The sequence below is a fragment of the Arthrobacter arabinosi genome (assembly GCF_054511115.1).
Genome location: NZ_JBTNDF010000006.1, coordinates 22,479 through 34,338, shown reverse-complemented (window position 1 = coordinate 34,338; position 11,860 = coordinate 22,479). Strand labels below are relative to the sequence as shown.

Sequence of the window (11,860 nt, the reverse complement as noted above, 5' to 3'; positions counted from 1 at the left end):
CCCATGTCGTCTGGATCCAGGACAACGGATCAGTCAAGCTCGGACACTTCACGGGAGGATTTCGTAGAGCATTACTTCGAGCATCTCGCACGCGAGGACGCCGTCGGATACCGCCCCACCGATCTCCGCCAGCGGGCATTCGCCCACCGGGACCTCGCCGAGTCCCGCGAGCCGGGGACGGCCGCCGTCGGCATCATGGATCAGGGCACCTCGAGCGTCGTCATGATCGTCACCGACGACATGCCGTTCCTGGTCGACTCCGTCACGGCCGAACTGGTCCGCCAGAACGCCGCCATCCAGCTGGTCGTGCATCCCACGTTCCTCGCGGTGCGGGAGGACGGGACCCACGCCCTCTCCGCCCTTCAGCGCGTCCCTTCCACCGCCGGGGCGTCGAGCGGGGACACCGCTGCCCTGCCGAACATCGGCGACCTCGTGGGCCTGGCCGGCCGCACCCCGCACATCGAGTCGTGGATCTCCGTCGAGGTCGCGCGGCTCTCCGACGCGGTGGCGAAGGAATCGGTCATCGGCGGCCTCCACCGGGTGCTGGGTGACGTCCGCGCCGCGGTCGAGGACTGGCCCGCCATGCGCAGCACCGTGCGCTCCATCGAAGCCTCGCTCGGGTCGGTCGCCGGCGCCGACCAGCTCCCCGACCTGCGCCAGGCGCAGGAACTCCTCCAGTGGCTCGACAACGGGAACTTCACGTTCCTCGGCTACAAGGAGTACGACCTCGTGACGGACGAGGACGGCGCGGACGCCCTCCTCGTGCGGGAGGGCAGTGGCCTCGGGCTGCTCCGGAACGGCAGTGGCGGCGGGCACCTGCAGCAGCTCACCGCTGCGGGGCGTGCGAAGGCACGCGAGCGGCAGGTCCTGGTGATCACGAAAGCGAACTCGCGGTCGACCGTGCACCGCGCCGCATACCTCGACTACATCGGCATCAAGAGCTTCGACGCGCAGGGCAACGTGAACGGCGAGCGGCGCTTCATCGGCCTGTTCGCGACCAGCGCTTACACCGGTTCGGTGCGCAACGTGCCCCTGGTCCGCGACAAGGTCGCCGAGGTGCTCCGGAGCTGCGGGTTCCCCTCGGACTCGCACTCGGGCAAGGACCTGCTGTCCATCCTCGAGACCTATCCCCGCGACGAGCTGTTCCAGATCGACGTCACCGACCTGGTGTCCACGGCGCTCGGGATCCTGCGCCTCCAGGAGCGACGGCGGACGCGGCTCTTCCTGCGCCCGGACGTGTACGGCCGCTTCATGTCGGCCCTCGTCTACCTTCCCCGCGACCGCTACACCACCAGTGTCCGCCGGCGGATCGAGGACGAGTTGAGCGCCACCCTCCACGCCGAGTCCATCGACTTCGAGGCCCGGATGAGCGAGTCCGCGCTCGCGCGGCTGTTCTTCAGGATCAGGCTGCAGCGGGGAGCCGAGATCCCCGCGATCGACGCCGGGGAGCTGGAGGAACGGCTCGTCCGTGCGGCCCGCTCGTGGTCCGAGGGCGTGGTGGAGGTCGCCCAGCAGCGGTTCGAACAGGACGATGCGCAGCGACTCGCGTCGCTGTGGGCGGAGTCCTTCCCTCCCAGCTACCGCGTCGACTACGAGGTCGAGGACGCCCTGCAGGACATCTCCCGGTTCGAGCAGCTCGCCGAGACGGCCGACGGGTCCCCGCAACTGCACGTCTACCTCCCCCAGCGACAGGATGCCGAGGATGCCCGCCTCAAGCTCTACCTGACCGAGGCGAAGAGCCTCACGCAGATCCTGCCCTACCTCCACAACCTCGGGCTCGAGGTGCTGGACGAGCGGCCGTTCGAGGTCACCCGGTCCGACGACCGCTCGTTCTTCCTGTACGACCTGGGGCTGAGGTACCCGACCGGGATCGAGCCGCTCGCCACCGCGTCCCTGCTCACCGACGCGTTCCGCGCGGCCGTGGCCGGCGACAGCGAATCCGACGCGTTCGACCGGCTCGTGCTCGCCGAGGAACTGGGGTGGCGCCAGGTGGTGATCCTCCGCGCCTACGCCAAGTACATGCGCCAGATGGGCAACACCAACTCCTACGGGTTCGTCGCCGGCACCCTGCTCCGTAATCCCGCCGTCACCCGCGCCCTCGTGGCGCTGTTCGCGGCACGGTTCGACCCGGACCTCGACGGCGACCGGGGCGCCGCGTCCGACGCCGCCCGGGCCACGCTCGAGGAGTGCCTCGAGCAGGTCCCCACCCTCGACGCGGACCGTGTCCTGCGGACCTTCGCCAACCTCATCGACGCGACGCTGCGGACCAACTACTTCCAGGACAAGCGCCACGTCAGCTTCAAGTTCGACACGTCCCGGATCAACGGCGCACCCTTCCCCCGGCCGAAGTTCGAGATCTGGGTGTACTCCCCGCAGGTCGAGGGCGTCCACCTGCGGTTCGGCAAGGTGGCCCGCGGAGGACTGCGCTGGTCGGACCGGCGCGAGGACTTCCGGACCGAGGTCCTCGGCCTCGTCAAGGCGCAGACCGTGAAGAACGCGGTGATCGTCCCGACCGGGGCCAAGGGCGGCTTCTTCGCCAAGCAGCTGCCCGACCCCTCGCTCGACCGCCAGGCCTGGGTCACCGAGGGCCAGGCCAGCTACCGGACCTTCATCCGCGGACTGCTGGACATCACCGACAACATCCTCACGAACGGCACCACCGAGACGGTGGCACCGCCGCCCCGGGTGGTCCGGCACGACGACGACGACACCTACCTGGTGGTCGCCGCGGACAAGGGCACGGCGTCGTTCTCCGACATCGCGAACGAGCTGTCCGCCGAGTACGACTTCTGGCTGGGCGACGCCTTCGCATCCGGCGGATCGGTGGGCTACGACCACAAGGCGATGGGCATCACCGCGCGCGGCGCGTGGGAGTCCGTGAAGCGCCACTTCAGCGAGTTCGACGTCGACACGCAGACCGACGACTTCACCGTCGTCGGGGTGGGCGACATGAGCGGCGACGTCTTCGGGAACGGGATGCTCCTCTCCGAGCACATCCGCCTCCTGGCGGCGTTCGACCACCGCCACATCTTCCTCGACCCGAATCCGGACGCCGCGGCGTCCTTCGCCGAGCGCCGGCGCCTGTTCGAGCTGCCCCGGTCGAGCTGGGAGGACTACGACGCCGCGCTCATCAGTGCCGGCGGCGGCGTGTACCCGCGGCAGGCCAAGTCGGTCCCCATCTCGCCGGAGGTCCGGGACGCCCTGGGCCTCGACGCCGGGATCACGGAGCTCAACCCTCCCGAACTGCTCCGCGCCATCCTCCGCGCCCCCGCCGATCTGCTCTACAACGGCGGTATCGGGACCTACGTGAAGGCGTCCGACGAGACGAACGCCGAGGTGGGCGACCGCGCCAACGACGCCATCCGCGTGAACGGCAGCGACCTGCGGGTGCGCGTCGTCGGTGAGGGCGGGAACCTCGGGATGACCCAGCGCGGACGCATCGAGGCGGCGCTGTCCGGGGTCATCCTGAACACCGACGCCATCGACAACAGCGCCGGCGTCGACTGCTCGGACCATGAGGTCAACATCAAGATCTTCGTCGACCGGATGGTGCGGGCGGGTCGCCTGCAGCCCGGGCAACGCGCGGAGTTCCTGCATTCCATGACCGATGAGGTCGGCCGGCTGGTCCTGCAGGACAACATCGACCAGAACGTGCTGCTCCTCAACGACCGCCAGCGGGTCATCGAGTGGGGCCCGAGCTACGAACGCATGATGGACTGGCTGGAGAAGACGGTCGACCTCGACCGGGACCTCGAGGCGCTGCCCACCCCGGCGGAGCTGCGCAGGAGGACCGACCTGGGCCAGGGCCTCACCTCGCCGGAACTCTCCGTCCTCGCGGCCTATGCGAAGATCGAGCTCACGAGGGTCCTCTCGGCCAGCACCCTCGCCGACGATCCGTACTTCAAGGGCACCCTGCGGCGCTACTTCCCGCGCCAGCTCGTCGAGCGGTTCGACGACCTCCTCGACACCCACCCCCTGCGGCGGGAGATCATCTCGACCGTCGTCGCCAACGACATCATCAACATGGGCGGGATCACGTTCGCGTTCCGGGTGATGGAGGAGACCTCCGTGCCCGAGCCGGTGATCGCACGTGCGTTCGTGGCCCTGCGCGAGATCTACTCGCTCGACGAGACCGTGGACGCGCTCGCGGCGCTGCCGGCGGACTTCCCGACGGACCACTGGTGCACCGTGCACCTCGACCTGCGGAGGCTCCTGGACCGGGCCGTGCGGTGGTTCGTCAACCACGTGGAGGTCGGCACCTCGGTCGATCAGGACATCGACGCGTTCAAGCCGCTGATCGCACCGTTCCGTATGCATCTGAGCCGGTACCTCCGGGGCAACGACCTCGCGCGGGCCGGCACCTGGCGGGAGATGGCGTCCCGGTGGCAGCTGCCCGAGGAGCTCGGCCGGCACTGGGCCGAACAGTTCGAGTCCTTCGCGCTGCTCGACATCGCCTACTCCACGCGCCGGATCGATGAGCCGGTGGAGAACATAGCGCATGTCTACTACACGGTCTACGATCGCTTCGAGGTCGACAACCTGCTGGAGCGGATCACGAAACTGCCGCGGACGGACCGGTGGCAGGCCCTCGCACGCGCCGCGCTGCGGGACGACCTCTATTCCACGGTCGCGGACATCACCGTGGCGGTCATGCGGGCGTCGAAGGACCTGCAGGGCCGCGACGCCGAGGAACGGCTGCAGGCGTGGCAGGACCAGAACGAGGACCAGCTCCAGCGTGCCAGCAACATGTTCGCCGAGGTGAACCGGCTGGAGCAGGACGACATCTCATCGCTGTCCGTGGCGTTGCGGCTCCTCCGTTCGGTGGTGCGCTGACGGTCGCTCACGGTGCGGCGGTCCGGCCGGGGGTGACAGACTGGGTTCCGGCACCCCCGCCGGGGGCCCTGCACCCGTCCGCGGACCGTCCGCCGGCTGCCCGCGACCTGTCCGGCGACGCTGGTCGTGCTGCCGCACCGGCCCGAGCAACAGAGAGACTTCATGGCTATCTTCACTGATCCGATCCGCGAGTTCACGGGGTTCGAGCCCGGCGATGCCGAGTGGCTGCATCTCCTGGTGGGGGACTGGCAGATGGTCGCCGACCTCGCCTTCGCCGACCTCGCGCTGTGGTTCCCGCTCGACGGCGGCGGGTATGTCGCCCTGGCACATGCCCGGCCGTCGACGTCGCACACCGTCTTCCACAGCGACTTCGTGGGCGAGCGGATCCGCGCCGACCTGCAGCCGCTCGTCGACGTCGCCTGGGCGTCCCAGAAGATCGAGCGCTCGGGCGAGACGAACTGGACCACGGAGATGGCGATGCGCGTCGAGGCCGTGCCGATGGTGCGCAATGGCCGGACCCTCGCCGTCGTGACCACCCACATGGACCTGTCCAGCTCGAGGATGCCGTCCCGCCTCGAACTGACCTACCGCCAGTGCGCCTACGACCTGCTGCGCATGGGCACGCTCGGGCTGTGGCCCGACTTCGCGACGCCGACCGGGTCCCGCCGCGGCGCACCCCGTGTGGGGGACGGGCTGATCCGGCTGGACGTCGACGGAATCGTCCAGTACGCGAGCCCCAACGGGGTGTCGGCCTTCCGGCGCCTCGGGGACGTGGAGACGCTCGAGGGGCGGCCGCTGGCCGAGATCACCACGGGCCTGCTCAAGGACCGGCGCATGGTCGACGAGACGCTTCCCCTGGTGGTGACGGGCAGGATGCCGTGGCGCACCGAGATCGAGTCCCGCGGTGTCAGCCTGTCCCTGCGGGCCATTCCGCTGCGGGACGAGAAGGAGCGCTTCGGTGCCCTCGTCCTGTGCCGGGACGTCTCGGAGCTCCGGCGCCGCGAGATGGAACTCGTGTCGAAGGACGCGACCATCCGCGAGATCCACCACCGCGTGAAGAACAACCTGCAGACCGTGGCGGCGCTGCTGCGGATGCAGTCCCGCAGGATGGTCAGCGATGAGGGGAAGCTCGGCCTCGAGCAGGCCATGCGGCGGGTGTCCACGATCGCCCTCGTCCACGAGACCCTGTCCCAGGGCCTTGCCCAGAGCGTCGACTTCGACGAACTCATCTCCCGCCAGTTCCGCCTCTCCGCCGAGGTGGCGTCGCCGTCCCAGACGGTCCGGACGGAACGGAGCGGGGACTTCGGGGAACTCCCCAGCGACCTCGCGACACCCCTGGCCCTCGTCATCAACGAGCTGGTCACCAACGCCGTCGAACACGGCCTGTCCGACCGGGCCGGGACGGTGTGGCTGAGGGCGAACCGGCGGACGGAGGAGGACGGCGAGGAGATCCTCCGGGTCACGATCGAGGACGACGGCGTGGGCCTGCCGGTCGGCGGGCACGCAGAAGGCCTGGGTCTGCAGATCGTCCGGACCCTGGTCACGAGCGAACTGGGCGGGACGATCACGTGGAGCACGCGTCCGGGCGGCGGCACGTCGGTCACCCTCGAGCTGGGACTGCGCCTCAACCAGGCGTGATGGGTAACGACGAGGGGCCGCCCACCGGGCGGCCCCTCGTCGAACGATCGGAGCCCTGCATCGCAGGACTGCGTCGGCACCGGACCGGTCGACCGGCCCGGAACCCTCTATGAAGCGCGGCGAGCCCTTGCGGCCCGACGCTTGAGCGCCCGGCGCTCGTCCTCACTCAACCCGCCCCAGACTCCGGCATCCTGGCCGGATTCGATGGCCCACTGCAGGCAGGTGTCCTGTACCTGACAGCGGCGGCAGACGCTCTTCGCCTCTTCGATCTGAAGAAGCGCGGGTCCGGTGTTACCGACCGGGAAGAAAAGTTCCGGGTCCTTGTCCAGGCAGGCCGCGCGGCTACGCCAATCCATGGTGATCACATTCTCCTTCAGCCTCGCGCATCGTGTGCTTGTGAAAACATTCACGAGGGGGCTCATAGTAAAGGGGCCGATCTCGGCCCCCGGGATTCAACTGGGTTAACGCTGTCACGTAACCATCGGGTAAACAAGGGCTTCACCGGTCTAATTGACCGGGCGGATGAGTGGTTTGTCACAGCAAGGCCTGCTATGGGCGGTATCCACGGACATCCCCGTCTGCCGCGATCCCTCCGGAGATCGGCAGGTCGGATAGGGTTCGAGGGTGTCCACCGCTCCGGCCCCGCACCATCCGACCAGACCGCCCGGCGTCCTCCTGATCGCCGCGGTGCTGATCCTCGAAGCGCTCGCCCTCGTCGCACTCTCGGTGGGCTCCATCCTGTCGATCTTCGCCGCGGACCCGATCTCCGTAGGGGGTTCGGTGTTCATGACCGTCCTGCTCCTGCTGGTCGCGGCGGCCCTGGTGGCCATGGCGCGGAGGCTCGGTGCCGGTTTCCGCTGGCCGCGCTCCCCGGCCCTCGTGGTCCAGCTGTTCCTGGTGATCCTGGCGTTCCCCTTCTTCACCGCCGGAAATCCCCTGATCGGCCTTCTGTTCGTCCTTCCGGCCGCCGCCGTGATCGTCACGCTCTTCTCGAAGCCCGTCGTCGATTTCACGAGCCGGACGACGGGGCCCGCCAGAACGCTGTAGGCGGTACCGCGGGAGTACGCAGCCCCGCCGCCGTGCAATCCGCCGTGGAATCCGTCGTGTGCCGATCGGCCGGGCACGTCGCCACCTGGATCTCCACGACGGCCGGCAGGTCGCAGGCATATCCTCGGCCCGGGACGGGGGACCCTTCCGAATCGAGACGGACACCGAGGACGTCGCCGTCGCCCGGCGACCGCGGCGACAGGACGAGGCCGCGACCCTGACCGCGCACCTGCGCGGTCAGGGGAACCCGCGTCATCAGCGACGGACCCGGTGCGGCCGCGAGCACTGCCGCAGCGCCCTGCGCGACCAGCCCCGCGAGCACCTGATGGACGTCCGCGGGAAGGTGGTCCGCGTCATCGACGAGCAGGAGGACGTCCCCCGCCGGCGGGCGGGTGGTGCGCTCGGCGAGGTCCCGCCAGTACCTCAGCGACTCCGCGGCCGGTGTGCCCGGTGAGGGTGCGAGGACCGTGGGGCGGGGACGGAGCCGGGATGCCGAATCCTCGAGGACCCGGAGGGCCGTGGTCCGGCCGGTCCGGGGATGGCCCAGCACGAGGAAGATCTCGCCCCGGCGGAGACTGATCGCATACGGATCGAGGTCGTCCCCGGACAATCCCAGGGGAAGGTCGATGGACCCCCGTCGCGGTTCGACGGCGCGTCGCCGGTGAAGGCGGGTGATGTCGACGGCGGACGGCAGCGGGTGGACCGGGAACGGTGCCCGCGCGGGGGATGTAATCGGATCAGGGCGGACGGCCTCCAGGACGAGCTGGCAGGTGCCTTCACCCTGGACGCCGGTGATGCGGCCCTGGGCGAACCCCCGGCCTTCGACCGCATCCATGGGTGGCATCTTCGGCCAGGTCATGGTCGTCTCCTGGTGCGCTCCGAAGGGGAGGTAGACACGGTTCGGCAGGAGAGCGAAGAACCGGGCGGTGGTCAGTTCGCGGTCGCCGCCGATGCAGACGGTGACACCCCGCGCCGCGCCGTCCCGCACGAGCGCGTGCAGGTCCTCCTCGGCGCGGGCGAAGCGGCCCTGACGGAACTGGCTGTTCCAGCGCCCCCACCCCGTGATCACGAGGACGATCCGGGGGCGGTCCCCGGGCCGGCCCGCCCCGAGGTCCACGAGTCTCTCGAGGACGCGGCCCGCGCGCTTCGTCTCGTCCGGGCGGACGTAGGCGCCCACCTGCGGGGCCCTGGAACAGCCGGTCAGGCTGCTGTCACCGTCGAGGACGTACAGGTGGGCATCAGGGTCCACGCCCGGCAGGCGCGAGGCGATCACCGCGAGGGCCTGCGTGGCGCCGCTGCCCGGGAGTCCGATGAGGGCGAGGTGGGAGTGGTCCGCGGGTCGCCAGAGCAGGAGGCGCTGGTCCTGCTGGTCCGGGAGGTCGGCGACGCCGAGGGCGACCCCTCCGCGCCGCGGACGGTCTCCGGGCGTGAGGCTTCCCGCGATGTCACCGTCCGCCGCGACGTTCTCCGCCGTGACGGGCCGGAAGCCAGTACACGCCGTCGATGTGAGGACGCGGGGAAGGGACGGCAGGACAGGCCGGCGTGGTCGCGGGGCGGAGGACCCGCCGGCCGCGGAACGCAGAGCATCGACCGCCTGCTCGAGCACGCCGCCCGGGGAGTGCCCCGGGCGTGCGGCCGGCCGGGCAGGGCCCGCCGACGCACCCCGGATGTGGGAGGCGAGGTCCTGCCAGCCCGGGTTCCCATCGGCAGCGGGTACCTCCGACGACGACGCGACCTGGAATGCGATCGGAACCTCCGAGCCGCGGCGCAGGAAGGCCCGCCCGGGCGTGGCGACGGGGAGGTCGGCGGCCTCGGAACTCCCGAGGAGGTCCTGCGACTCCATCGGGGTCTGGACCCTGAGGAGGACCGAGGACGTGACGTTCGCCCTCAGGTCCGGGGTCACGGCGCCCTGGGCCCTCTGCGTCGCCAGGACCAGGTGGACGCCGAGCGATCGGCCGAGCGAGGCGATCTTCAGGAGATCCGGGAGGGCGGTCGGGACGTCGTCACTCAGCATCCTGAACTCGTCGACCACCACCACCAGCCGCGGCGGGCAGGCAGCCGGGGCGACGCGGCGGAGGTCGTCCAGGTCCTGGGCGCTCGACCCGGCACAGAGGCGTTCCCGGTACCGCAGCTCCGCGCGGAGCGATGTCAGGGCCCGACCGGTGGACTCGGACGACAGGTCGGTGAGGCTCCCCACGCAGTGCGGCAGGGATGCCAGGGGGCCGAGGCCTGAACCGCCCTTGTAGTCGACCAGCAGCACCGTGAGGTGCTCGGGTGGCTGGTTCCGTGCGAGCCCGAGCACGAGGGTCCTCAGGAACTCGGACTTGCCGGAGCCGGTGGTGCCGACCACCAGCAGGTGGGGACCGTCCGTCACGAGGTCGATCCGCAGCGGGCCGACCACGGACCGGCCCACCTCGGCTGCGAGGTGCCCGCCGTCGGAGGTGGTCCACCGGTCGGCGGCCGCACGGGCGAGGGTATCGGGCATCAGATCGTCCGACCAGAAGGATGCGGATGCCGGCAGGGTGGAACCCGCGGAGGGCCCGGCCCACCCCTCACGCGCCGGTGAGACCGGATGCAGGGCCGTCCCCCGGCCCAGCATCCGCGCGGTCCGCTCGAACGTCCGCGCCGAGACCCCATCGGGAAGGACCCTGTGGTCACGGTCGCCCATGCTCGCCCGGGCGGTCCCCGCCGTGAGCACCAATGCCGGTCCGAGCGGCACGGCATCGGCCCCGGGGACGGCCCGGCTGGACCGTGGACAGGGGTCGATCCTGATGACGACGACAGGCGCAGCACCCGCGATCCCGGGCAGGTCGTCGGAGAATTGGAAGACCAGCAGGAGCACCGGCTGCGCGGCGAGTGACGCAAGCAGGCCGCGGTCATGCGTGAGGTGCACGTTCGGCAGGAAGCGTGCCGGGTGCGGGAGGTCCCGGGCGGGCCCCCAGCACACGAGGTTCGGTGCTCCCGACCGCGGGTGCGCCGCCTGCAGCAGGAGGGCCCGCGTGACGCCGAGCACCGGCTCGGCGTCCCCGGTGATCGTGAAGGGGGGCATCCTCGCTCCGTCGCCGGTGGCTCCGGGCTCCGGGCACGCGAGGAGAAGCGGCACCCCGTCCAGGACCGGGGGTTCGAACGGGCCGTCCGCGCGTCCGGCCGTGAGGTTCGCCGGCTGGTCCGCCCGGCCCAACCGCAACAGGACGGGACCCCGCGCGGGCCCCGGAGTGCCGGACGCCCCCGACGGCGGTCGGCGCGTGGCGCGGACGGCGTCGAGCGCCGTCTGGCCGGGATCGGGTGCCGCGAGCTCGCGTCGTGCGCGGTCCCGCCCGGTGGCGGCGCGCACCGCGTCCGCGAAGACGGCCGCCTTCCGGCGATAGGTCATCAGCGGCACGACGCCGGTCACGGCCGAGAGGGCGCTGAACGCGAGGAAGAACCACATGCCCGTGGTCAGCGCGAGGACGACCCCGAGGACGAGCGGCAGCAGGGCGGTGAGGATGAGCAGGCGCGAGGGTCTGGCCGGGAGGTCCGCAGCGATGTCCAGGGGTTCGAGGACGTGCGGAGGATCTCCCGGCGTCCAGCCGGGATCGTCGAGGAGTCGGAGACGGCACCGGCTGGCGCCGATCCGGAGGTCGGCCGTGCTCGTGATGGCCGCCGTCGCGACCCTCGCCCCGTCGACGAAGGTCCCGTTCGCCGACCCGAGGTCCTCCAGGACGATCGAATCCCCCGTGACGGTCAGCAGGGCATGCCGGCGGGAGATGGCCGGATCGGTGATGGTGATGGCGGCCGCCGCGCGTCCGATGACGTAGCTGCCCCGGGTCAGGGGGACGACCTGCCCGGCGTCGGGCCCCGTGTGGACGACGAACGCCAGGTGGGGGAGCGACGTCTCGGCGCACGGACCCGGGGCCGCGCCGCACACGATCACGGCACCCGGCGCGAAGCCGGCGGAGAAGGGCACCAGGTCGGCCAACGGTCGCCCGTCCACCGTGAAGGGACCCGGGTATCCGGCTGCCGCGAGCCGCTCCGCCAGCACCGCGCCCGTGCCGACCACACGGGTGTCCAGGACGATCTCCCCGGGCGGGAACGCGATCGGGGGAGCGCTCGCGAGAGTGACGTGCAGATCCATGGGAACCTCCCGGACGGTGACTCGTCCCGAGGTTAGGAGGAACCAGGCGGGAGTGCGTCGGGTTCCTTGGAATGTGGATAACATGCACGACGTAGGCGGCACGAGCCAGGCAGATTCGAGCGCCGCTCTCCTCGACCGAGCCAGGGATGAAGCCGCTCGGCAATTGGGCTGGATAGTGCTCAAGCTCGGCAACCGTGCCGTTGTGCGAACCTCCGCCAGTTTCACGGT

5 protein-coding genes are annotated in these 11,860 nt (G+C 70.7%); 3 read left to right on the top strand and 2 right to left on the bottom strand.

The features are described 5' to 3' along the window. Positions 1 to 3: 3 nt before the first annotated feature. Together ACX80P_RS14300 and ACX80P_RS14295 are read left to right on the top strand one after the other, a co-directional pair. Entirely contained in the window at positions 4 to 4,833 is a 4,830-nt protein-coding gene (locus ACX80P_RS14300) for an NAD-glutamate dehydrogenase (protein WP_459278774.1), read from the top strand. 162 nt (positions 4,834 to 4,995) lie between these two features. Then, positions 4,996 to 6,471, top strand: a complete 1,476-nt coding sequence (locus ACX80P_RS14295) for a sensor histidine kinase (RefSeq protein ID WP_459278773.1) — start codon at positions 4,996 to 4,998, stop codon at positions 6,469 to 6,471. A gap of 107 nt (positions 6,472 to 6,578) precedes the next feature. On the opposite strand, the gene ACX80P_RS14290 is transcribed toward ACX80P_RS14295, so the two are convergent. After that, entirely contained in the window at positions 6,579 to 6,827 is a 249-nt protein-coding gene (locus tag ACX80P_RS14290) for a WhiB family transcriptional regulator (protein WP_055769355.1), read from the bottom strand. Between the two features lie 268 nt (positions 6,828 to 7,095). Here ACX80P_RS14290 and ACX80P_RS14285 point away from each other — a divergent pair, with 268 nt between their 5' ends. Then, entirely contained in the window at positions 7,096 to 7,518 is a 423-nt protein-coding gene (locus ACX80P_RS14285) for a hypothetical protein (protein ID WP_459278772.1), read from the top strand. Here the strand turns inward: ACX80P_RS14285 and ACX80P_RS14280 are convergent. Further along, a complete protein-coding gene (locus ACX80P_RS14280) occupies positions 7,481 to 11,632 on the bottom strand; it encodes an FtsK/SpoIIIE domain-containing protein (RefSeq protein WP_459278771.1) in 4,152 nt (1,383 codons plus the stop codon). The two genes, ACX80P_RS14285 and ACX80P_RS14280, sit on opposite strands and share 38 nt — an antisense overlap. Positions 11,633 to 11,860 lie beyond the last annotated feature (228 nt).

Excerpts from the sequence above, each read along its gene's own strand:
- ACX80P_RS14300 (WP_459278774.1), top strand. The coding sequence starts at position 4 with ATGTCGTCTGGATCCAGGACAACGGATCAGTCAAGCTCGGACACTTCA.
- ACX80P_RS14280 (WP_459278771.1), bottom strand. The coding sequence starts at position 11,632 with ATGGATCTGCACGTCACTCTCGCGAGCGCTCCCCCGATCGCGTTCCCG.
- ACX80P_RS14290 (WP_055769355.1), bottom strand. The coding sequence starts at position 6,827 with ATGGATTGGCGTAGCCGCGCGGCCTGCCTGGACAAGGACCCGGAACTT.
- ACX80P_RS14295 (WP_459278773.1), top strand. The coding sequence starts at position 4,996 with ATGGCTATCTTCACTGATCCGATCCGCGAGTTCACGGGGTTCGAGCCC.